The sequence below is a fragment of the Methylobacterium sp. J-090 genome (assembly GCF_022829345.1).
Classification (GTDB): domain Bacteria; phylum Pseudomonadota; class Alphaproteobacteria; order Rhizobiales; family Beijerinckiaceae; genus Methylobacterium.
The window spans coordinates 1-21,632 of sequence record NZ_JAKSXV010000074.1 but is presented as its reverse complement, the minus strand read 5'-3'; the positions used below and the strand labels follow the sequence as shown (position 1 = coordinate 21,632).

General features: G+C 67.3%; 18 protein-coding genes and 2 pseudogenes. 10 read left to right on the top strand and 10 right to left on the bottom strand.

What is annotated here, in order from left to right:
* Nucleotides 1–343: 343 nt before the first annotated feature.
* The 6 genes from MKK49_RS11360 to MKK49_RS11335 all read right to left on the bottom strand — a co-directional run bounded on the left by MKK49_RS11360 (nt 344) and on the right by MKK49_RS11335 (nt 4,578).
* Nucleotides 344–769, bottom strand: a complete 426-nt coding sequence (locus tag MKK49_RS11360; protein WP_244028415.1) for a DUF3313 family protein — start codon at nt 767–769, stop codon at nt 344–346.
* Between the two features lie 237 nt (nt 770–1,006).
* On the bottom strand, nt 1,007–1,594 hold the full coding sequence (locus MKK49_RS11355; protein ID WP_244028414.1) for a DUF2147 domain-containing protein: 588 nt from the start codon (nt 1,592–1,594) through the stop codon (nt 1,007–1,009).
* Between the two features lie 131 nt (nt 1,595–1,725).
* A complete protein-coding gene (locus tag MKK49_RS11350) occupies nt 1,726–2,364 on the bottom strand; it encodes a TetR/AcrR family transcriptional regulator (protein WP_244028412.1) in 639 nt (212 codons plus the stop codon).
* 534 nt (nt 2,365–2,898) lie between these two features.
* A complete protein-coding gene (gene lpxD / locus MKK49_RS11345) occupies nt 2,899–3,978 on the bottom strand; it encodes a UDP-3-O-(3-hydroxymyristoyl)glucosamine N-acyltransferase (RefSeq protein WP_409565058.1) in 1,080 nt (359 codons plus the stop codon).
* A 160-nt stretch (nt 3,979–4,138) separates the two neighbouring features.
* Complete coding sequence (locus MKK49_RS11340) at nt 4,139–4,300, bottom strand: hypothetical protein (protein WP_244028411.1); 162 nt, start codon at nt 4,298–4,300, stop codon at nt 4,139–4,141.
* Entirely contained in the window at nt 4,297–4,578 is a 282-nt protein-coding gene (locus MKK49_RS11335; protein ID WP_244028410.1) for a hypothetical protein, read from the bottom strand. The genes MKK49_RS11340 and MKK49_RS11335 overlap by 4 nt, the downstream gene beginning before the upstream one ends.
* Before the next feature lie 450 nt (nt 4,579–5,028).
* On the opposite strand from MKK49_RS11335, the gene MKK49_RS11330 reads away from it, so the two are divergent.
* Nucleotides 5,029–7,452 (top strand): MASE4 domain-containing protein, encoded by a 2,424-nt coding sequence (locus tag MKK49_RS11330; RefSeq protein ID WP_244028409.1) that lies wholly within the window; start codon nt 5,029–5,031, stop codon nt 7,450–7,452.
* A gap of 381 nt (nt 7,453–7,833) precedes the next feature.
* Here the strand turns inward: MKK49_RS11330 and MKK49_RS11325 are convergent, their stop codons facing one another.
* Together MKK49_RS11325 and MKK49_RS11320 are read right to left on the bottom strand one after the other, a co-directional pair.
* Nucleotides 7,834–8,094 (bottom strand): PilZ domain-containing protein, encoded by a 261-nt coding sequence (locus MKK49_RS11325; RefSeq protein ID WP_244028408.1) that lies wholly within the window; start codon nt 8,092–8,094, stop codon nt 7,834–7,836.
* 240 nt (nt 8,095–8,334) lie between these two features.
* Complete coding sequence (locus tag MKK49_RS11320) at nt 8,335–8,541, bottom strand: hypothetical protein (RefSeq protein ID WP_244028407.1); 207 nt, start codon at nt 8,539–8,541, stop codon at nt 8,335–8,337.
* 263 nt (nt 8,542–8,804) lie between these two features.
* Here MKK49_RS11320 and MKK49_RS11315 point away from each other — a divergent pair.
* Nucleotides 8,805–9,064 (top strand): annotated as a pseudogene (locus MKK49_RS11315) (hypothetical protein); the annotation flags it as partial.
* Between the two features lie 93 nt (nt 9,065–9,157).
* Here MKK49_RS11315 and MKK49_RS11310 read toward each other — a convergent pair.
* Together MKK49_RS11310 and MKK49_RS11305 are read right to left on the bottom strand one after the other, a co-directional pair.
* On the bottom strand, nt 9,158–10,174 hold the full coding sequence (locus MKK49_RS11310; protein ID WP_244028406.1) for a glycosyltransferase family 61 protein: 1,017 nt from the start codon (nt 10,172–10,174) through the stop codon (nt 9,158–9,160).
* A gap of 6 nt (nt 10,175–10,180) precedes the next feature.
* On the bottom strand, nt 10,181–10,846 hold the full coding sequence (locus MKK49_RS11305) for a class I SAM-dependent methyltransferase (protein WP_244028405.1): 666 nt from the start codon (nt 10,844–10,846) through the stop codon (nt 10,181–10,183).
* A 324-nt stretch (nt 10,847–11,170) separates the two neighbouring features.
* On the opposite strand from MKK49_RS11305, the pseudogene MKK49_RS11300 reads away from it, so the two are divergent.
* The 8 genes and pseudogenes from MKK49_RS11300 to MKK49_RS11265 all read left to right on the top strand — a co-directional run.
* Nucleotides 11,171–11,431, top strand: a pseudogene (locus MKK49_RS11300) (IS630 family transposase); the annotation flags it as partial.
* Between the two features lie 133 nt (nt 11,432–11,564).
* Complete coding sequence (locus MKK49_RS11295; RefSeq protein WP_244028404.1) at nt 11,565–15,641, top strand: glycosyltransferase; 4,077 nt, start codon at nt 11,565–11,567, stop codon at nt 15,639–15,641.
* 796 nt (nt 15,642–16,437) lie between these two features.
* The gene (gene exbB, locus MKK49_RS11290) at nt 16,438–17,118 is read left to right on the top strand and encodes a tonB-system energizer ExbB (protein WP_313899159.1); all 681 of its coding nucleotides are present in this window, start codon (nt 16,438–16,440) and stop codon (nt 17,116–17,118) included.
* A 4-nt stretch (nt 17,119–17,122) separates the two neighbouring features.
* Complete coding sequence (exbD, locus tag MKK49_RS11285) at nt 17,123–17,560, top strand: TonB system transport protein ExbD (RefSeq protein ID WP_244028401.1); 438 nt, start codon at nt 17,123–17,125, stop codon at nt 17,558–17,560.
* A complete protein-coding gene (locus MKK49_RS11280; protein ID WP_244028399.1) occupies nt 17,557–18,432 on the top strand; it encodes an energy transducer TonB in 876 nt (291 codons plus the stop codon). Before exbD ends, MKK49_RS11280 begins: the two co-directional genes overlap by 4 nt.
* A gap of 93 nt (nt 18,433–18,525) precedes the next feature.
* Complete coding sequence (locus tag MKK49_RS11275) at nt 18,526–19,845, top strand: M16 family metallopeptidase (RefSeq protein ID WP_244028397.1); 1,320 nt, start codon at nt 18,526–18,528, stop codon at nt 19,843–19,845.
* 19 nt (nt 19,846–19,864) lie between these two features.
* The gene (locus tag MKK49_RS11270; protein ID WP_244028396.1) at nt 19,865–21,139 is read left to right on the top strand and encodes a M16 family metallopeptidase; all 1,275 of its coding nucleotides are present in this window, start codon (nt 19,865–19,867) and stop codon (nt 21,137–21,139) included.
* Between the two features lie 290 nt (nt 21,140–21,429).
* The coding region (locus MKK49_RS11265) for a transposase (protein WP_409565057.1) at nt 21,430–21,632 on the top strand (203 nt) is incomplete at its 3' end.

Sequence of the window (21,632 nt, the reverse complement as noted above, 5' to 3'; positions counted from 1 at the left end):
AAAAATATAGTGTTGTCTTTCCAAACCGCTACAGTATCGAACTTGCGCGCACGAATTGTTTCTCGTGTCGTCTTACATGTAGTTTAGGCCCGTTTCGGTTGTCCGATTTCGTCCGCCCCGGACCCGCCTATGAAAATACGCTCCTCTTCATCATCGACGTGATTGGCTGTGGCCCTCGTGGCCGGGCTTCGCCCCACCGGGTTTGGACTGCTCGCGCCGCTCCTTGCGATCCGTCGCGGGCGGATTCGAAGACGTGCGCCAGGTCTTCGTCGGGCGCTGCATCCGCAGCACCAACTCGATCAGTTACTTGCGGCTCAGCCGCTCAAGATCGCTTCGGCCCATCCTACAAAGGAATCAGCGAAACCCAACCCGCACAAGGGGGTGGGTAATTACCGGCGGGCTGCCCGGCCCCCACCATCTCGAAGCGCGCGCTGAGATCGGTGCAGAGGGCGCGGTCGACGGCGTTCGTCACCAGCTTGCGCTGGTCGGGGGTGAGAGGAACGTCCAGGGCCTTGGCGGAGAACGTCGTCGGCACGACGCGGACGGTGCGCGCCGCCTTGACCGCCGGCCCATCGACATGGACGAGCGCCTTGGTGACGAGTCCGTTGGACGGCTTCAGGTTCGAATACGATTGCAGGGAACCGGCCTGTTGCAGGTAGGTCTCCTGACATCCGGCCGGGAGACCCAGGGACGCGAGGATCAGCGCCCGACCGAGCAGGCGTCCGGGCGGCCGCCGAGGCTTCAAAGGGACTGCATCGTTCTTGCGCATCGTACCGTTGCCTCGACGTGGCGAGCGGCCGCGTGACCGGCTCGATGGGGTGTTCGCGGCGCGGGTGAGCGCGAACGGGAAAGCATCGATCGACGCCGCATGGGGGCGACGGGGAATTGGGAAACCGGTCGGGCAGTGCGGAGAAGGGGGGCGTCTTCCGCTCCGACCGACCGGTCCCACCGCGGGCCCGAGACGGGCCGCGCGGATCCGGGATGACGTGACGCGCGGGGCGCGCGACTACCGGCGCGCTTCCGGCTCGGCCTCGCGCACCGGGCTGCCCGTTGTCGGCGGCCGCTTCGGAGCCCACGCGCGATCCGCGCGCGGGCCGTTCGATTCGTCCGTGAGACCCTGAAGCTGACCGGGCAGGACGTCGGCGACCCGCTGCCAGGTCTGACGGCCGCAGAGAACCGCCAGCATGCATCCCTCGACCAGGAGCTCGCCGGGTGTCTCGTTCCAGATCGTCACGTCGTACTGCTTGCCGTCGTCGGCGTTGTAGATCTTGCCCCCGTAACGTTGATCCTTGTCGAGCTTCAGTCCGAGGATCATCTGGTGTCCGAGGATCGGCCTGCTGCGCTTCTGAACGTCCGGGTTCTCGGCATCGGTGCGCGCCGTTCCCATCGCCGTCGTCGTCCCGGACCAGACGATGTAGCCGCAGAGATACTTGTCCCCGGGTCCGCATCGTTCGGTGCGGACCCGGGCGCGACCATCCTCAGTGAGCCACGTTCCGAATGGGTCGGCGGCTTTGGCCAAGCTCGTTTCGACGGCGAAGTGGACCGTCGTGGCGACGAGGGCGGCCATCATCAGGCGTGGAATGACCATGGTCATCGTCGTTGCTCGGGTCCTCTGTTCGGATCGGGCAGCCGCCCGCCCTCCCGGAATCCGAGAGAGGCGGGATGGGGCCGTTGGCTCGGCGGGATCGGATCGAAAGCAGCGGGGCCGGTTCGTCCGTAACGACGCTATCCGTCGACGGAGCGCGTGCGCCGAGGAACCTCCGGCATTCGTCCGGCGAGGCCCGCCTCGATCAGGGCATGGAGTTGAGCCACGGCCGGCCCGACATTGTAATCGTCAAAGAGCGCACGACAGACGATGATCCCCTTCAGGAGTGCGCTGATCGCCTCGAAGAGGGAATGCGGATCGCAGTCCGGCGACGTCGCGATCGAGGCCACGGCATTGGCGAGCCAATCCCGGCCGCTCTTCTCACGCTCTCGGACGATGGCGTCGACTTCAGGATTGCGTGTGGCCTCGGACCAGATTTCGAGGCGCAGGGTGGCATGCTCGCGCGTCACGTCGAACTGGTAATACTCGATGATCCGCATCAGAGCGGAATACTTGTCGCCGACCGCCTCGAATCGCCAGATGCGATCATCGGCCCTTTGCTTTTCCCGGTCCGCTATCGAGACGAGAACGGCTTCCTTCGATACGAAGTAGCGGTAGATGTTCGGGGAACTCATGGCCGCTTCTTTGGCAATGTCCTGCATTGTCGAGCGGTTGTATCCGTTCCGAACGAAGCAGATCTGGGCAGCATCCAGAATTTGGTCTTGGCGAGGCGAAAATGTCCGGGGCGAATTGATCGTCGTGCCTGCAGAAGCGCTCATCGGAGAGACCCCATCGTAATCATCGGCCAGTCATGCGTCATGGGCTGTTGGGCCACCCTTACCGCAACAGGGAGGGTCGGGGTACGCGAGCGTCCATCTGGCGACCCTCTCTGATCAAAATGATAGTGACTGGTCATTATCATGTCAAGCTCTGCGCCCGGTCGCGCCGGGCCGGTTTCGTCGATCATGGCGACGGAGCCGCCGCTTCCAGGGGCGATGGCCGGGCTTCGGTCGTCTCGGGAGGCGTCAAGGCGCCGGGCCGGCCCGGTGTCGATGGGACCGCCCGGTTGCCGGCAAGCCCCGGTGGCTATCGGACGCTCCACCACGCCCATCGACACGATCCGCTCCGACACGATCCGCCCTCATGCCTCGGGCCTGCCGAAAGACCGGCACGAACCTTCCGAGGACCGGTGCGGGGCCATCAGGCGGCCAAGGTAGGCAAGACCGAAGACGGACAGCGCGGCGACGAGGTTCGTCATCATGACCGACATGGGGACCTCCGAATTGGGTTGGGGGGCTGTGCGCGCGGCGATCTCACGCGTCCGCGTCGGGCCCCGACGAGGCCGACCATTCGACCGCGCGGCGCCCGGCGGAGCGCCGCGCGAGCGTCTTCAGGGCCGTCTGCTCGCGGAACCAGGTCCGGATCGGCTTGGCGGGCATTCCGCCCCATCGCGCGCCGGACGGGACGTCCCGCATCAGTCTCGAGGCCGCTGCGAGCCGCGCGCCGCGACCGATGTGGAGGTGGCCGGCGATGGCGCTCTGGACGCCCACCACCACGAAATCCTCCAGAACGGTGGAGCCGGCGATGCCGACCTGGGCGACGATCACGCAGTGGCGGCCGATCCGAACGTTGTGCGCGATCTGGACGAGGTTATCGATCTTCGTTCCGTCCCCGATCAGGGTGTTGCGCCCGCTGCCGCGATCGATCGTCGTGTTCGCGCCGATCTCGACGTCGGTCCCGATCAGGACGCGCCCGAGTTGGGGGACCTTCAGGTGCCCCTCGGCGCCCATGGCGAAGCCGAAGCCGTCCTGGCCGATGCGGGCGCCGGGATGGACGATCGTCCGGCAGCCGACGTCGCAGCGCACGAGGGTGGTCCCCGCGCCGATGGAGCAATCCCGGCCGATGGTCACGTCGGGGCCCAACACCGCATGGGCACCGACGGTGGTGCCGGCTCCGATCACCACGCCTTCGCCGATGACCACGGCGGGGTCGAGGGCCACGCCGGCGCCGATGCGGGCTGACGGATGGATGAACCGGTCCGAAGGCGTCCCGATCTCGGGGAGGTGGGGCTGCGGCCGCATCAGGTCGGGATGCAGGCGGGACAGCATGGTCGCGTAGGCCGCGTGCGGGTCCCGAACCACGACGGCGACCGTCTCCGCGGGCACCATGTCGGCGAAGCGGTCCGAGACGATGCAGGCCCCGGCGCGGGTGCCGCAGAGCGGGACGGCGTAGCGGGGGTCGTCCATGTAGGCGACGTGCCAGGGCTCGGCCGTCTCCAGGCTGGCTCCGCCGCGCAGCATCCGCTCGGGATCGGCGGAGGCGGGGAACGGGGCACCCACCGCCGCGACGAGGTCGATCAGGCGCAATCCGGCGGGTTCGTCGAGGACAATCACGGCGCGTACACCTCTCGCTTCGGTGGGAATCAGGCCGTGCGCCGCGCCCCTCGTTCGGGCACGCGGCAGGCTTCGGTCACGCGGGGAACCCGGCGTGTCGGTCGATCGGGAGAAGGTCGGCGGATTGGGACGACCGACTGTCCGGCCCCTTCGTCGCGCGCTATCGGAAACAGACCCATAGAACTCCGAAGACGAGTACGGTCAGGATCAGGCAGATCGCCAAATCGACGATCTGGACGCCATCCTCACCATCGGGCTCGCCATCGGGATTGTCCTTGGCGGTGCGCGCGAGCGCGGCTCGGCGGGGTCGACGGTCGATCATAACCGACCCGCCGCTCCGGATAGGTCGAACGGGGGAGCATGGGCCGTGGCGAAGGTCGGAGCGCGAGGCTCGGCCTTGTTCCGGAGAATCGCGAAGACGAACATGTCGGCGATCCGGCTTCCGATGAAGGGCTCGGCGCGCCGCAACGTTTCCGCCGCCGCGAGGCCGGCCAGAACCACCGCGAGGATCGCGCCGTAGGAGGCGAACCGCCTGATGACGCCGGCCGGCACGATCGGCGCGACGGTGCCGGGTGAGACCTTCGCCAAACGCCGCCGCATCGCTGCGATCGGTCTCGGTTCGTTCGGTCCTGGCTTGAACTGGGACACCGCATCGTCCTCCGTCTTTCGGATGCCCGTCCGCGACCTGAAGCGTGACAGATCGCGGAGCGCCCGGAGGTGATGGGCCGCCACGCGAGCGACGCGGCGATTGCCCTCCTCACCGCTCGAATAAGATAGTGAATAGTCATTATCGTGTCAATCGAGTCACACTGCAAGGGAAGTTTCTGCGGTCGATGCGTTCGTTTTCGCCCTCGCCGGGGAGTACCGGGGAACTCTGGATACCGGTTTGGTGAACGACCTTTCTGCCGGCCACGTCCAGACGTCCGGGAGGGGATGCCCGCTCGCCGCCCCCACGCTCGCGCGCCCTGTTGATGTGCCCCCCGGCCGTGATACGCTCGGCGACCATGTCGCCTGGGCTTCGCGCCCGGTCCGCACGGTCGGGGGAACACCGTGACGGACGACAAGCACACGGCCGAGATGGCGACCCTCGCGACCGCTGCGCCGGGGCCGGGACAACGGCGATTCGCGGCCCTCGTCTGCGGCGCCTTCGCCGCTGCCTCCCTGGCGATGCTTCCCGTCGTCTCGTGGCCGATGCCGGCGATGCCAGGGTTCGTGCCGAGCTACCAGGCGGCCCTGACCGTCGTCTACGCAGTGACCACCTACCTGTTCTTCGCCCAGTTCCGGCGCACGCGCTCGGTGCCGCTGCTCGTCCTGGCCACCGGCAGCCTCTACGTCACCCTGATCGTCGCGGTTCAGCTGCTCTCGTTCCCGAACGTGTTCGCGCCGGGGCGCATCATCGGGGCCGGCCCGGCGACGACGACGTGGCTCTGGACGCTCTGGCACGTCGGGCCGCCCCTGTTCGCCCTGCCTTACGCGATCATGGAAGGGGACGGGCGGACGCGCCTCGTTCCCCACGACCGGTTGTCCCGCGTCGGCGGCCTGTCCGCCCTGGCCGTCGTCTGCGCCGTCGCCCTGCTGACGTTCGGCGTGGTCGCCTGCGTCGACCTGCTCCCGGTGAGCGTCGATGGCGACAGCTACTGGCCGCTCACCACCTCCGGGATCGGCCCGGCCCTCGTCGCCCTGACCGTTCTCTCCCTCGTGACCCTGTGCGCGACGACGCGCCTGCGCAGCGTGCTTCAGCTCTGGCTCGCCGTCTCCCTGTTCCTGCTGCTGCTCGACAACCTCGTCACGCTGCCCGGGGCGGCGCGCGGGACGGTCGGCTGGTTCGCCGGGCGGATCGAGGCCCTGGTCGCCGGCATCATCGTGCTCGGCGTGTACCTGCGCGAGGTCGACCACCTCTACCGCCGCGCCGAGCGCACGGCCGACGAGCGTGAACGGCAGCGGTCCGAGCTCCAGCTTGCCCGCGACAACCTCGCCATCGCCCTGGACGCCGCCGACATGGGCGACTGGGAGTTGGACCTCGTCGCCGGCACCTCGCGGCGCGCCCTGCGGCACGACCGCATCTTCGGCTACGCGACCCTGCAGCCGCGTTGGGGGCGGAGCGAGTTCCTGGCGCACGTGCTGGCCGAGGACCGCGCCGCCGCCGGGGCCGCGTGGGACAGGGCGTCCGCCACCGGCCATCTCGACCTGCAGTGCCGCATCGTGCGCGCCGGCGACGGGGCCGTCAGGTGGGTCGCCGTCAAGGGCAAGGCCTATCTCGACGGAAGCGGCCGGGCCACGGAAATGGCCGGGATCGTCATGGACACGACCGAGCGGCACGACGCCGACGAGCGCCTGAACCAGGCTCAGAAGATGGAAGCGATCGGGCAGTTGACCGGAGGCGTCGCGCACGACTTCAACAACCTGCTGACCATCATCGTCGGCAACCTCGACATGATCGTGCGCCGCCCGGGCGACGAGAAGCGCGTCGAGCGGCTCGCGACCTCGGCGATGACCGCGGCCCGCCGCGGCGCCGAGGTCACCGAGAAGCTGCTGTCGTTCTCGCGCCGGCAGGTGCTGCGTCCCGAGACGGTCAACCCGAACCGCCTGCTCAGGGATTTCCGGACGCTGCTCCAGCGCGCGGTGGGCGAGACCGTCGCGGTCGAGTTCGATCTCGACGCCGGGCTCGATCCAGTCCGCCTCGACCCGGGGCAGTTCGAGAGCGCGATCCTCAATCTCGGCGTGAATGCCCGGGACGCGATGCCGTCGGGCGGCACGCTGCGGGTCCGGACCGAGAACCTGTCGGTCGCGCCGGAGCATCGGGCCGAGTTCCCTGACCTCGTCCCGGGGCAATACGTCCGTGTGTCGGTCTCGGATACCGGCCTCGGCATGGATGCGGCCACGGCGGCCCGGGCGTTCGAGCCGTTCTTCACCACCAAGGACGTGGGCAAGGGGACCGGGCTGGGATTGTCGCAGGTCTACGGTTTCGCCCGGCAGGGCGGTGGCCACGTCGTCCTGACGACCGAGGTCGGCCAGGGCACCACCATCGCGATCTACCTGCCGCATTCGACGGACGCCGCTGCGCCGGTCCGTCCGGACGGGCCGATGCCGTTGCGGCGCGCCGCGGAGGGCGAGGTGATCCTGGTGGTCGAGGACGAGCCCGCCGTCCTCGACATGGCGGTCGAGAGCCTCGGTGAGCTCGGGTACCGCACGGTCACCGCGACGCATGCCGCCGCGGCGCTCGACCGGTTGAGGGGCCCGGAGCGGATCGACATCATGTTCTCCGACGTGGTGATGCCGGGGGGCATGAACGGTGTGCAGCTCTCCGTGGAGGCGCGGCGCCTGCGGCCTGACCTGCGGGTGCTGCTGGCATCCGGGTACACCGCCTCGGCGCTCGGTGCCGACGGCGTTCCGGCCGACTTGCCGCTCCTGAGCAAGCCCTACCGCCGCGAGGATCTCGCCGACAAGCTGCGGGTGGTCCTCGGACGGCGCTGAGCCGCGGCGATCGCAGAACGAAGAGGTCGCGGCGGGCTCCTTGAGCCGGCGGGACCGGACCCGCACCACGGCATCTGTCCGAAAGGAGGCGCCGCCTTTCAGTAAGAATCGATGCGTCCACAAGAGTTCAAGCCGTCGCCTTGCGTAGGGTATTCAGGACGACGGTTTGGCGGAAGGTCGATCATCGGTATTCCGAAGGATTCGCCGTTGGATCCGGCGGCGTGCTTCCAGTACGGCATCGGCGAAACGGCGTTCCACCATTGTGCGTATTCTTGCGCCAGCGGCCTCAAGAACCGGTGCGTGCTCATCGACACGCCGTTGTCGCGTCCGCACCAGAAGCGAACCGGATGCCGAAGCGCAAAGTCATTTGTAGATCAATCTTCAATCACTCGCGCCGTCGAGCCAGGCACCGATCGTCTCATCCGTTCGAATAACGACCCTGCAGCGGCGCCCTTTATCGAGCGACATGGAGTACAGAACGAAATCGTCCGGAACCATGCTCGTGTCGAGCATGACCAAGAGGACGCCGAGGTCGGTTGCTTCTTGGATCACGCAACCTTTCAGCGTGTGCTCGTCGACTCCGATGAAGCCAAAGGCCTCGGTGGCGTTGTCTTCCATATGCGTGATTGCAGCTGCTGCCATTCGAAGATCCTCTCGGGCGGAGGTCGACCAAGTTCAGCGCCCAGCAAAGAGCAGCCTCATTTGCTGCCGACATACTCAAAAATCAACCTACAAGCGATAAAATCGCTTTAAAAGATATAATTTTCGTCAACGACGGCGTAAATGCGGCGGCCTCCCCCGTGCGGTGCGCATGGTCGATTCCGACGGGGTCCCCGCACGTGCGGAGGAAGCCGGGCGTTGCCCACCATCTGACGTCGGTCCTTACCGCTGCTGCGCCTCTGCCTCGGCTTCTGTGCCGGGTCGATCGCCCGGCCCCTCGGGCGTCTCCCGCACCGTGTCGCTGTCGGTGTCCCGCGGGGATACGGCCGCGCCGTCCCGGCCGGACTTCGGGGACGGCTTCCGCTCACCACGCGCCTGATCGTCCGTCGTCTCGGGGCGGTACTGGTTCGAGGCGGTCGGCTCGGACATGCGTCGCTCTCCGGTTCGATGGGGAACGTGCCCGATGCCGCGCCGTCGCGCGGGCCGATGTCACCAGAGCGATCCGGGCCATCCAGGCTGTCGGCCTGCCCGCGCATCGCGTCATCGTTTGCTCCGATGGCGTTGCCGTCGAGACGGCGCGACCAGATTGCCGGCGCCCGATTGCCGTCCGAGATGTTCGGCGATGAGCGCGTGCTGAACCGATGATCCTCGACAGGCCACGTCCTCGCCCGCCCCATCTGATCCGTGAGACCGACAACGGCTATGACGCCGACTGGCTGCGCACCGCCCCGCGGGAGAGCGGCATCACGCCGGTCATCCCAGGTAAGCGCGGCCGCAAACGCCGAATCCGCCACGACGGGCGCCGCTATCGCGAGGCACGGGCGCATCGAGGCGACCTTCGACCGCCGCTCGCTACGACGAGTTCGCCTGAAACGACGCTTCGGCCGCCGCGCTGGCCGCCCTCACGGCCTTCTGGTGCTGTTCAGTCCAAACCCCAAGTTCTGATCGGTGAGAGTTGACGTCGGTCGTCGCGGCGCTGCCGTGGAGAACCTGTCCCATATTGCGGCCCACCATGGGGGATCGACTGTATCATCACGCGGCCGGATCAAGCATCCAGCAGGCCGAGCAGCTCTCGGGCCACAGAGCCGGCGTCCGGTAGATACCGCACGGTAAGAAATCCCTCCTTGCTGTTCGACAGCTTGATTTCTGGCGGATAGTGATAAGTAGCGCTGTTGCCGGCGAGGGTGTCGATCAAGGTATAATTCGAGTTTATCTGTTCCGTGACGTTGAGGCATGTAATCTTACGAGGTGGGCAGAAGATGCTCGCATGCAGGAACGATCCAGCCGATCCCAAGATTTGTTCGCGTGAGGACATCAGACGCACCTGATCGTCGAAGCTCAGCGTCTCGGGGTAGATGATTTCGACCCCCGCTTCCCTCAGCACGGTCTCGATTTCCATTTCATTGCTGATAACGCCAACTGCGGACCGGAGGCGGGTCTTAGAGTAATAAATCGGACGCTTGTTCTGCTCAAACTCCCCCATGGAACGGATCCGGTCGCCAATTCCACGGCATAGGTCGGCATAAGCGCGGTAGCCGGCATGCTGCTCCTCCAGGCTCGTTCCCGGCACGACGACGCTCCGCACCCGTACGGGCTTGTCGAAGCTCACGAAGTCCCGGGGTAAGAGCCCGAGCATACTGAACGCTGTCGCGACGAAAGGAATTCTGAACCAGTCTTCCGGGTTTCCTGAGCCGTGATACAGGATCTTGGTGTTGGGCGAACGAATCTTCGTGACCGCCCAGTAGCGTGAGAGGGTGTTGACCAGGAAGTGGCCGAAGTGGGGATTGATGCGGCCCCCGTAGATATAGACCCCATCCGGAGCCACATCGTCGACAGTCGCCGCAGTCAGACGCGTCGTCAGGATTTGATCGGACGGAACGAAAATCCCCTCACGAAAATCGATCGCTCTGTTTACCGGTTGGCCGTCTTCTGCAAACAACCCCCAGGCCTGTCCACCCGCATAGGGGAGGTAAAGGCAGTGCCGCGCAACTTCGATCAGAGGGGAAGCCTCGCGGATTTCAGCGGAGCCCCAGATCGTCGTGCATAAATCGAGCAACTTCATGAGCGGCTAATAGTTCATGCGCTGAGTGTCATCGCCGACCATTTTCATGGTCTTGTTGATGAATGGCGCCCGCTCGAGTACGAGTATGCTGTCGTAGGCGGTCATTGCCACCGTCTGCTTGGTAAAAGCGGTCGGTGCCACAGTGCCATCCCTGACGTGGTCTGCGTTCAAATCGTCGATCAATCCCTTGAAGCGCTCGACCATCGAGCGCGGATCGCCTCGCCCACCGCCGTAATCGGGCCAGTACGCGGTGTGCATGTCCTCGATCATGTAGACGCCATTGGCCGCAATCTTATCGTACAAGAAATCGAAGCTCTTGGTGACATGCACCATATGGTGGCTGCCATCATCAAGAACCGCATCGAAGGTGCCGAATTCGTCGATGAGAGACTGCAAGAAGGAGGGGTCGGACTGGTCGCCGATCCTCACCGCGATCTGTTCGTCTTCGTACTGTCGACAGACCTCGTTGATGTCGATCGTGACGATGCGGGCGAGCGGTCCGAGCCAACGCTTCCACATTTGCGATGAGCCGCCATTGCCGGCGCCAATCTCCAGGAAGGTGACCGGACAGCCAACGTAGCGACCGAAATGGCGCTCGTATGCGAAGAAGTAATGTCCCGACTTGTGGATCGGGCGGCCGGTGTTGGAGAGAAAAATATCGTACAGTGACATTCGACTATCAATCTCCACTCACCTATGGCTCGGTGGCTCTGTTTTTCTTAACAGCGACGCGGGCTTTCATAGATGGATTTCCTGCCGGATTGAGGCAGTGACGGGATGCGACGCATCGTCGAAGTGGGCTTGGTCCGGCCTGCGCCGATCAAAGCTCGAATAAGGCCTGCGACCTTTGTCGGCCGTTGTAGAACGAGAGGTCGTGTCCTTTCAAGACGCGCGCCGTGCCGTCCATGCCGAGGGTGATATCGGTCTCAGATCCTCCCTAGTCATCCGAGTCGGAAATTCGGTGTCGGTCGTCTGGTTGGTGCCTATGTTCGGGTGATGTCCGCACGGAGGCTGCCGATGGCACGCGGTCCCAAACCCGCAGCTTTTCCTCCCTAACGGTGGACGCGTGCAGGCGCCTGGCGGGACTCGCCCGCTGCCACAACGGTGATCCGGCGCAGGCCCAGCGCGCGCGTCGTGTTGGCCTGCGCCGAACCAGGCTCGACCAACAGCGGCGGCGCTCGTGAACTCGACGCCAGCCGGATGAGTGTCCCGGGCGGCGCCACGAGACGTGTCGTGCGATCTGACGTCGGTCTCGTGCCGGCGCACCAAGGCCGAATGGCCTTTGCGACGAACGTATGAACTTGGCGGGTTCGTCAGACAAGGAATCAGAAAGGTCTCGACGCGACCGAGCCGGTGCTACCGGGCGGCCGGGACTTGCAGGAATCCAGCGATGAGCACGCCCGATCGCCTGACCATGGATGCCAACTTCTCCGCGTCGTTTCGGGAGGCCGCGGCCGAAGATCCGGCGCAGCAGGAGCGGCTCGATGGAGCCCTGTTCTTCGCCCACGAAGGCGCGCGGGACGAAGCACAGTCGGGGGCGATTTTCGAAGTAAGAAGTGAGCCGCTTACAGTCAGGGACATCGGCATACGGCTCACGAACCTCGAAGAGGTCGACCCGGAATTCTACCGCAGACAGTATGGTGACCTCGTCGTGCTGCCGAACGACGATGCGCTTCGGCGGCATTACGTCGAATACGGCCGCGACGAGGGCCGTTTCCCCAACGGCGACGCGATGATCGTGGCGCTCGAAGCGCAATACGGCTGCCTCCCGGGGCACTTCGTTCCCGAGCAGTACCGGGCTCTTCATGCCGATCTCGCCGGCAAGGCAACGTCCTGGGAGCTTCAGGAGCACTATCTGCGCAACGGACGCAGGGAAGGACGCTCCTTCGAGCTCGACCTTTCGGTCTTCGAACAGAACTACGAACGCATGTTCGCGGCAGGCGAAACCGATGCCGGCGGGCGCCGTCGCGCGAGGCCTGCTGCCAGCTTCGCGGATCTTCTCTCGGCAGCGCGCTTGCTGCCGGGGCCCTGGCTCAATCGTTTCGTACTGCACGAGTTCGGGCTGCTGAATGCGGGCTGGCTGCCCCGTCCACCCACCTCACGCATGGAAGGTCTGGTTCTGTTCCTGACGATGGGCATCGAGCGCCTCGCGCCCATCGCCTTGCGGCTGCAATTCGATCCCAGCTTCCATCGTGCACAGGCCCGGATCGTCCATGCGGATGTCCGCGCCGCCGATCTGTACCGAAACTGGCTCAGCGAGGGGATGCCACGGGGCATGCCGGGCACGGAAGCCGCCGCGGTGATGCAGTTGCTCGGGGAAGACCGCTTCCCCGACAGCTTCGACGAAACGGCCTACCGCAGGCAATTGCCCGAGGGCGTGCTCCGGCCGGGGGGCGGGCGGTTCGAGGCCCTCCATCATTTCGTGACGACGGGCTTCACGATGCCGGAGGTCGAGGCTGTGCGGCAGTCCTGCTCGCCGCGGCTCTTGGAGCAGATCGCCGAGCATCACCTGAACCGCGGCGACGCCCTCCTCGCCGAGATCGCCTACAGCCGGGCACTCCGGCTCGCCCCTGGAATCGGACGCCTCCAGCATCGGCGCGGCGATGCCCTGCGCCTGCTCGGTCGCACGGACGAGGCGACGCACGCCTTCGTCGCGGCGGCGGATACCCCCGGTGCGATCGTGTGGAGCCATATCCACGCCATCGATGGCCTGCTCGACAGGCCTGGCGGCGTACCGGCATCCCTCGACCGCGTCCGTCGATCGGCACCGAACTGGCACGGCTCGCCCCACTGGCGCGCGGCCGCGCACCGCGCCATCGCCCGGGCGTTCGACCTCGCCAGTGCGCGGGCGCGGAACCTGTACACCGCCGGGCGGCGGCGCGAAGCGGACGAAGGGCTCGTCGCCTGCCTCGATCAGATCGCGGACTTGATCCGCACCGTCGACCCCCTGCCGGCGCCCCTGCCGGCCCCGAGGAACGGTCACATCGTCATCGTCGCGAACCGCGACCTTCCCCAATGCGAGCATTACCGCGTCGCGCAGAAGGTCCGGCAACTCGAACATGGTGGTTGGACGGTCGAGGTCTTCGCACAGCAGGATGCCGGCCGGAGCCGGTTGGCGATCGACAAGGCCGCAGCGGTCATCTTCTACCGCGTCGCCGCCTTTCCCGACGTTCTGCACGCGATCCTCTACGCGCGCGCCCTCGGCCTGCTGACGATCTACGAGATCGACGACCTGCTTTTCGATCCGAAGCTCTATCCGGATTCGTTGGAGAGCTTCGAGGGCCAGATCAACCCGGCGCAACATGTCGAGCTCCAGTACGGCGTGCCGCTGTTCCGCTACGCCATGCAGGCCTGCGACGTCGGTCTCGCCTCGACACCGGCCCTCGCGGAGGCGATGCGCCCGCTGGTGCGCTCGCGGACCTGCCACGTCCTGCACAACGGCCTCGACGAGCGCAACCTGCCTTTCCTGGGCCGGCCGCACGCCCCGTTCTCGGCAGCGGCCCTGACGATCTTCTACGGATCGGGCACGCGCGCGCACAACCGCGACTTCACCGATTTCGCGGCGCCCGCGCTGATCGATGTGCTGGAACGGCATCCTCAGTCCCGGCTCGTGATCGTCGGCTATCTCCACCTCGACGAACGTTTCCGGGCCGTCGCACACCGCGTGCTGCAGATCCCCTTCACCGGCGACGTGAGCGCCTATTGGGAAGTCCTATCGGGCGCCGACATCAATCTCGGTGTTCTGGCCCCGGGCCCCTTCGCGGACGCCAAGAGCGAGATCAAATGGCTCGAAGCCGCCATGTGCGGCATTCCCTCGATCGTCAGCCCGACGCGGACCTACCGCGAGCTTCTCGTCGATGGAGAGGATGTCCTCTTCGCCCAAACCGCGCAGGATTGGTCGCGCGCGCTGCGCCTCCTGATTGCCAAGCCCGACCTGCGCCGGAGGATCGGCGAGCACGCACGAGCCAAGGCGATCGCGCGGCATGGGCCGGACGCGGCGGTCGAGACCCTGGGGCGTTTCCTGCCGCCGGCGGCCGACCGGTCCCGTGCGGTCTTCGAAGCGCGGGCCGGGGGAACGGGCCGGAACCGGTCCGGCGAGACCGGAAGCCTTCTCGCCCGAACGGCATCCGGTTCGCCATCGGCGTCCATATCCAGGCCCGGACCCGCTCCGAAGCGGCGCATTCTCGTCGTGAACGTGTTCTTCCCGCCTCAGACCGTAGGGGGCGCCACCCGCGTCGTCCGCGACAACCTCGACCACATCCTCGACCACGCCGCCGACCGCTTCGAGGTGGCGGTGGCGGCGACGGATCTCGAAGGCGGCACGCCCTACCGCACGCGCGTCGATTCCTATCGCGGATTGCCCGTCTATCGCATCGCGGCGCCCTGTGAAATGCACATGGATTGGCGTCCCTTCAATCCGGAGATGCGTCTGCCGTTCGAGGACCTGCTCGATCGGTTCGCGCCCGACCTCGTCCATTTCCATTCCGTACAGCGCCTCACCGCCTCGGTCGCCGAGGCTGTCCAGGCGCGCGGGATCCCTTACGTCGTCACGGTCCATGACGCGTGGTGGATCTCCGACTTCCAGTTCCTGACGGATGCGGACGGCTTGGTCCGGCCGCCCTCGCCCGATCCGCTCGTCGACGCGACGGATCCGGACCACGGTCCGACCGCCTCGATCGCCCGGCGACGCCGGCTGAACCGGGTCCTCGACTCTGCGGCGGCGATCGTCGCGGTCTCTGAGACGTTCGCCGACCTCTATCGGCGGGCGGGCTTTCCCCGGACGATTGCGATCCCCAACGGTGTTCCGAGGCTTGCGCCCGCCGTGCGCCTGCCGAACCGGACGGGCCGCGTGCGCCTGGGGCATATCGGCGGCCGCAGCATGCACAAGGGCGCGACGCTGATCGAGACCGTTCTGAAGGCGGAGCGATTCGAGAACCTTGCCCTGACGATGGTCGATCAGTCGCTTCCGAGCGACCGAGTGATCGAAGAGATCTGGCGTACCACGCCGGTGCGGATCATCGGGGGCGTCCCGCAGGAAAGCGTCGGCGACCTCTATGCCGAGATGGACGTGCTCCTCGCGCCCTCGCTCTGGCCCGAGAGCTTCGGGCTGGTGACCCGCGAGGCGCAGGCGGCCAGGCTGTGGGTCGTCGCCAGCGACCGCGGTGCGATCGGCGAAGCGATCGCTGACGGGGTCGACGGCTTTCGCGTCGATGTCGGATCCCACGAGGGCCTACGAAAAGCGCTCGCGCGTATCGATGCGGATCCGGATCGCTTCCTGACGAGCCCTCCGCCCCCGGCGAGACCGACGCGGATGGCGGACGAACAGGGTGATGACCTGATCGAGCTCTACGACAGGCTGCTGTGCCGTTCGGCCGAGCCCGATGCATCCATCGAGCCCCGGCGGTTCAAGTTTCGGTTCCAGTTCCGAAGGGACCGTTCGATTCCCCTGCGGCTCGTCTCCGGATGATGACGACCGGGTGAGTTCGCCGTCGAGGCATGCTCTCGTCGCGCGCCGGCGGCGCTCCTGAAACGCTGCCGCCCGGCCCGCGACCGCTCCAGATATCCGGGGCGGAAAGGGATGCCCCGCCCCGAACCCGGCTGAACGGTGGTTCGGTCAGGCCGCCTCGTCATCGACGCTATCGGCCCGCTCCGCACAGGGGCCTCGGGGAGACGTCGCGGTGCCGATCGAGCCATTGCCGGTCGAGCCATGGCCGGCGTTCGGCGATGGCATCCGGGGTTCCGCGTCGTTCCGCACGCCGCGAATCCTCGTCCCGGCATGCACCCGAGGGCAGCTGCGCAAGACCGGACAGACGGACCCATCCGTCATCCTGGCCCGGTCGAAGGCCGACGCGCGCCACCGAAGCCGCCCCACAGATGAAAAAGATGCTCGGACGGCGTGGCAGATTACCCGCCTCATTGCACAGAGACTTCGAAGCTCCGTGGCACCGCAACGAAGGTAGAACAGCATGCTGGCGACGAAGGACCCGCAGAATCCCGGTTCGCGCATCGGTGCGTGCCGCAGCGTCGCCTGGTGCTTGGCGGGCGTGATCCTCCTCGGCTCCGTTGCGGGCCCAGCGTTGGCCGCAGCGCCGGCCGGCCCGCCCCTGGCCCCCGCGACCGCGGAGGCGATTCCTTCCGCCCCCGCTGCGAGCCCGCCGTCGTCTTCCGCCGCCGGGGCTGCGTCGGCGCCCTCCGATGCGACGAATGCGCAGCTTCCCGCTGCCTCCGGAAAGCCGGGCACGGTCGCGCACGACCTTTCGCCCATGGGCATGTTCCTGAACGCGGATTCGGTCGTGAAGGCCGTGATGGTGATCCTGGTCCTCGCCTCGGTGGTGACCTGGACCATCCTGCTGGCGAAAGTGGTGAGTCTTGCCCTGGCCAAGCGTCAGATGCGGTCCAGCCTCAAGGTCTTCCGTTCGGTGGCGAGCCTGTCGGAGGCCGGCGAGAGGGTTCGCAGCGGCGTCGGTGCCCTGCTCGTCGTCGAGGCCGAGGACGAGCACGCGCTCTCACAGGGCCTGCCGAGCGACGGTGTCAAAGAGCGTGCCGCCATCGCCCTGAGCCGCATTGAGGCGATGGTCGGCAAGCGCATGGCCTCCGGCACCGGCATCCTGGCGACGATCGGTTCGATCGGTCCCTTCGTCGGTCTGTTCGGCACCGTCTGGGGCATCATGGGCAGCTTCATCGGCATCGCCAACTCGAACACCACCTCCCTCGCGGTGGTCGCCCCCGGCATCGCCGAGGCGCTGCTCGCCACCGGCATCGGCCTCGTGGCGGCGATCCCGGCCGTCGTGATCTACAACGCGCTGACCCGCTCCATCACCGGCTACCGCGCCATGGTCGGCGACGCCGTCGCCCTGGTCATGCGCCACCTGTCGCGCGACCTCGATCGGCGCGAGGCCGGGACCTTCGGCCGCAAGTCCAATCTACGCCTCGCAGCGGAGTAGGCGCATGGCCGTCAACCTCGGATCCAACGACGGCGGCGATCTCACCGAGAACGCCGAGATCAACGTCACGCCGTTCATCGACGTGATCCTGGTGCTGATGATCATCTTCATGGTCGCAGCCCCGCTCTCGACCGTGAGCGTTCCCGTCGAACTGCCGACCTCCTCGGCACCGCAGCAGCCGCGCCCGGACAAGCCGGTCTTCGTCAGCGTCAAGTCGGACCTCACGGTCACGCTGGGCGAGGATGCCCTCGCCCGTCAGGAGCTGGGTCCGGCCCTCGATCTGGCCACCAAGGGCAACAAGGACGAGCGCATCTTCCTGCGCGCCGACAAGGGCGTGCCCTACGGCGAGCTGATGCAGGTGATGAACCTGCTGCGCGGAACGGGTTACCTCAAGGTCGGTCTCGTCGGCCTCGAAGACACATCCGCCGGGGCACGGCCATGATCCGGCCGCCGCCCGAGGCCTTCGTGCGGGCCACCGGGCAGCATCGCTCGCGCCCGGAGAGGTCCGAGGTTTCCGCGGCGGTCCGGATCCTGGGCTGGGCGGCGGCCCTGCTGCTGACGCTCGGCGTGCATGTCGGGCTCTACCTCGGCCTGACCCGCCAATCCGGGGTGCCGCCCGTCCCGCAGGAGATGCCGGCGGCGATCATGATCGACATGTCGCCGCAGCCCACCGTGGCGATGTCCGAGACCGACAACGCCAAGGACGGGCCGTCGGCCCCCGACACCGACCAGGCCGAGCCGGAGACCGCCGAGGAGGCTCCGCCGCCGCCCGATCCCGTTCCGATGATCGAGGCGCCCCCTCCGCCTCCGCAGGTTCCGCCACAGGCCGCCCTCCCTCCGAAGCCGCCGAAGGAGGCCAAGCCGCTCGAGCCGAAGAAGCCCGAGAAGAAGCTGCTCGAGAAGAAACCGCCCGAGAAGAAGCCCGTCCAGAAGAAGGATCAGCCCAGCGCCGCCTCCCGAAGCGGTGGCGGCCCGAAATCGGATCGGCGCAATGCCGATCGTACCGCCGCCGCCGCCGCCGGCGCGGCGGTCAGCCAAGCCTCGCGCGCCACGTGGCAGAACGAGATGCGCAGCCGCATCGTCCGCGCCAAGCGGTTTCCGCCCGGCGCATCCGGTGCGGTCGGCGTGGCCGTGGTCAGCGTGAGTTTCGCGGCCAACGGCAGCGTGACCGGCGCCCGGCTCGTCACCTCGTCCGGCAACGGGGCCCTCGATGCCGAGGCCGTGGCCGTGATGTACCGGGCCGCTCCCTTCCCGCCGCCGCCCGGCGGTCAGCCGATCACCCAAGCGGTCCCGCTCAATTTCAGCCGGCGGTAGAGCGCCGGAGGCCTCCCGGGACCGGGACGCGGTAGCCTTCAGGAAATCCGAGCCACGCCCCGAGTCAGAAACGCGAGCCAGAAACGAACGCCGATGCGCCCACATTCGTCCTCCCCTCCGGTCGCCGCGACGGTTCCCGATGCGGCGATCCCCGTCACGGCCTTCCGGCTGGAGAACGGGATGCAGGTCGTGGTCATTCCGGATCGCCGCAGCCCGATCGTCACCCATATGATCTGGTACCGGAACGGGTCGACCGATGATCCGCCGGGCAAGTCCGGACTGGCCCACTTCCTCGAACACCTGATGTTCAAGGGCACCGCGGATTACCCGGCCGGACGGTTCAGCGCCCTCTTGGCTTCCGTGGGCGGGGAGGAGAACGCCTTCACCGGCTGGGATTTCACCGCCTATCACCAGCGCGTGCCCAACGAGTACCTCTCGACCTGCATGACCTACGAGGCCGACCGGATGCGCAATCTCGCGCTGGACGAGGCCGTGGTGGCGACCGAGCGGGAGGTCATCCTCGAGGAGCGCTCCATGGTCGCCGATGCCAACCCGGCCGGACTGCTCGGGGAGGCCGTCGCGGTCGCCGCGATCCCGGCCCATCCGGCTGGCCGACCGATCATCGGCTGGCGCCACGAGATCGAGGGCCTGACCCGTGCGGATGCCCTGGCCTATTATCGTCGGTTCTACACGCCCGAGAACGCCCTTCTCGTGGTCGCGGGCGATGCCGAGCCGGAGGCGGTGCACGACCTCGCGGCCAGGATCTATGGCGCCGTCCCGGCAGCGGGGTCCACGGACGAGCGCCGGCATCCGCAGGACCCTCCGAGCCGCGTTCATCGCCAGATCACCCTCACGGACGCGACCGTGAGCGAGCCGCAACTGACGCGGCTGCAGATGGTGCCCTCGCCCGGCACGGCGGTCCCCGGCGAGGCCGAAGCCCTGGAGCTCCTCGCCTTCCTGCTCGGCGGGGACGAGACGTCGATCCTGTATACGCGGCTCGTGGTGGAGCTGGCCTGCGCGACCCGCGTACAGGCCTCATACTGGAGCGCCTACTTCCGCGGTCCCGCACGCTTCTACATCCAGGGCATTCCCGCACCCGGAACCACGCCCCGGGATCTCGACCGTTCCGTCGATGCGGTGCTCGCCGACCTGCGCGAGTCCGGTTTCGAAGCGTCCGCGATCGCCCGCGCCAAGACCCAGCTCGTGGCCAGCGCTCTCTATGCCCGCGACAGTCAGGTCAGCCTCGCCAACTGGTACGGCATGGCCCTGTGCTGCGGCCTCGGCCTCGACGATCTCGCGACCTGGGAGGCGCGCATCGAGGCGGTGACCGCCGAGGCGCTCCTGCGGGCCCTCTCGCTGCTGGCGCGGGAGAGGGGTGTGTCCGGCCATCTCATCCGTTCCGAGGCGGCTTGAACGTGAAAGGCTCCCTGTCGTGACGATCCACGTCGCCCCCACCCCAACGGCCCTCGCCGACCGCGTGCACCGCCTGCGCAGTCCCGGAGGCATCGAGGCCTGGCTGATCGAGGACCATACGCTTCCGATCCTGTCGATGCAGTTCGGGTTCCGAGGCGGTCCCACGCTGGACGCCGCCGACCGGGCCGGGTCGGCACGGATGCTCGCCGATCTCCTGACGGAGGGCGCCGGCCCGATGGATGCCGGTGCGTTCCGCCGGGCACTGGGTGACCGGGCGATCCGGCTGTCCTTCTCGATCTGGACCGACAGCCTGCGCGGCGAGCTCAAGACCCTCGCGCGCGAGGCGGCGGCCGCCTTCGACCTGCTGGGTCTCGCCCTGCGCGCTCCGCGCCTGGCACCGGACGACCTGGTCCGCGTCCGGAGCGCCCTGGAATCGGATGCGCGCGCCGGGCTCAGCCGGCCGGACCCGGTGGCGAGCCGGAGCTTTGCGGCGCGTGGATTCCCCGTCCATCCCTATGGCCGACCGGTCGGTGGCGACCTCGACAGTCTTCCGAGGATCTCGCACGGGGATCTCGCGGCGCTTCACGAACGGATGCTGACCCGGGCCAACCTGCGCGTCGGGGTCGTCGGCGCGATCGGGCCGGAGGCGCTCGGCATCGCCCTGGATCGCGCCTTCGCCGAGCTTCCCGGGGGAGCGATGGCGGCGACACCGCTCACGGGCCTTCAGGGACTCGGCGAGCGGGTCGTGACGCGGCTCGGCCTGCCGCAATCGACGATCCGGTTCGGACGTCCCGGCATCCCCCGGCAGGATCCCGATTTCGCCGCCGCGACGGTGGTGAACCAGTGCCTGGGCGGAGACATGTCCTCACGCCTGTTCCGGGAGGTCCGGGAGAAGCGGGGCCTCTGCTACGCGATGCGGACGGGCCTCCATGTCGCGGAGGGCGCCTGCACCCTGGTGGGCATGACCGCGACTCGAAACGACCGTGTCGGGGAGACATTGCGGGTCATCGAGGACGAGTTGCTGCGGCTCTCTACCGACGGGCTCGGTCAGGATGAGATCGACCGGGCCAAGGGATACTTGCTCGGCTCGTCCAAGCTCCGCCTCGACAGTTCGTCGGCCATCGCCGCCCTGCTGCTCGCGCTGCAGCTCGACGGCTGCGGGCTGGACTGGCTCGACACGCACAACCGGCGCATCGCGGCGGTGACGCCCGAGGACGGGAGGCGCGCGGCCGCGCGACTCCTCGGCGACGGCCGGCTGCTCATCGCGATCGCGGGAGATCCGGTCGGATCGTGATCGCAGCGGACCGGCAAGGCCGCGCGGGGCGGTGGGACAGGCGCCGCGGGCGAAGAGCCCGCATCGCGGCGACGATCGCCCGCCGGAATCGGACCATCGAGCTGTCACGGGGTTCGGCAGGTGGGCTTCGGCCGTGAGAACATACGGCGGTGGGACCGCCTGACTGGGAGGAACGGAACGTGAAAGCGATCGTCGTGACGAGCCTAGGGCTGGCCCTCGCCTTTCTGGCCTGCCCCCTGAAAAGTGGTCGTCCCTGAGTTAGGGCTTTGAGACATGTGGACGATATTGTCATGGGACGTGATAAGCAGACGCCTGAAGAGATTGCTGCGAAGCTGCTATATGTTGATGTCGTGGTCTCGCAGAGCCGGAAGGTTGCCGAAGCAATCCGGTCCATCGAGGTGACGGACGTCACGTATTATCTCTGGCGTACCGAGTACGGCGCTTTGAAGGATGACCAGGTCAAGCGGCTGAAGTCCCTGGATACAGAGAACCA

Bases quoted from the DNA above. Each gene is read 5' to 3' on its own strand.
- MKK49_RS11360 (WP_244028415.1), bottom strand. From the start codon at position 769: ATGCGCAAGAACGATGCAGTCCCTTTGAAGCCTCGGCGGCCGCCCGGA.
- MKK49_RS11355 (WP_244028414.1), bottom strand. From the start codon at position 1,594: ATGACCATGGTCATTCCACGCCTGATGATGGCCGCCCTCGTCGCCACG.
- MKK49_RS11350 (WP_244028412.1), bottom strand. From the start codon at position 2,364: ATGAGCGCTTCTGCAGGCACGACGATCAATTCGCCCCGGACATTTTCG.
- MKK49_RS11340 (WP_244028411.1), bottom strand. From the start codon at position 4,300: ATGATCGACCGTCGACCCCGCCGAGCCGCGCTCGCGCGCACCGCCAAG.
- MKK49_RS11335 (WP_244028410.1), bottom strand. From the start codon at position 4,578: ATGCGGCGGCGTTTGGCGAAGGTCTCACCCGGCACCGTCGCGCCGATC.
- MKK49_RS11325 (WP_244028408.1), bottom strand. From the start codon at position 8,094: ATGGCAGCAGCTGCAATCACGCATATGGAAGACAACGCCACCGAGGCC.
- MKK49_RS11320 (WP_244028407.1), bottom strand. From the start codon at position 8,541: ATGTCCGAGCCGACCGCCTCGAACCAGTACCGCCCCGAGACGACGGAC.
- MKK49_RS11310 (WP_244028406.1), bottom strand. From the start codon at position 10,174: ATGAAGTTGCTCGATTTATGCACGACGATCTGGGGCTCCGCTGAAATC.
- MKK49_RS11305 (WP_244028405.1), bottom strand. From the start codon at position 10,846: ATGTCACTGTACGATATTTTTCTCTCCAACACCGGCCGCCCGATCCAC.
- MKK49_RS11295 (WP_244028404.1), top strand. From the start codon at position 11,565: ATGAGCACGCCCGATCGCCTGACCATGGATGCCAACTTCTCCGCGTCG.
- exbB (WP_313899159.1), top strand. From the start codon at position 16,438: ATGGGCATGTTCCTGAACGCGGATTCGGTCGTGAAGGCCGTGATGGTG.
- exbD (WP_244028401.1), top strand. From the start codon at position 17,123: ATGGCCGTCAACCTCGGATCCAACGACGGCGGCGATCTCACCGAGAAC.
- MKK49_RS11280 (WP_244028399.1), top strand. From the start codon at position 17,557: ATGATCCGGCCGCCGCCCGAGGCCTTCGTGCGGGCCACCGGGCAGCAT.
- MKK49_RS11275 (WP_244028397.1), top strand. From the start codon at position 18,526: ATGCGCCCACATTCGTCCTCCCCTCCGGTCGCCGCGACGGTTCCCGAT.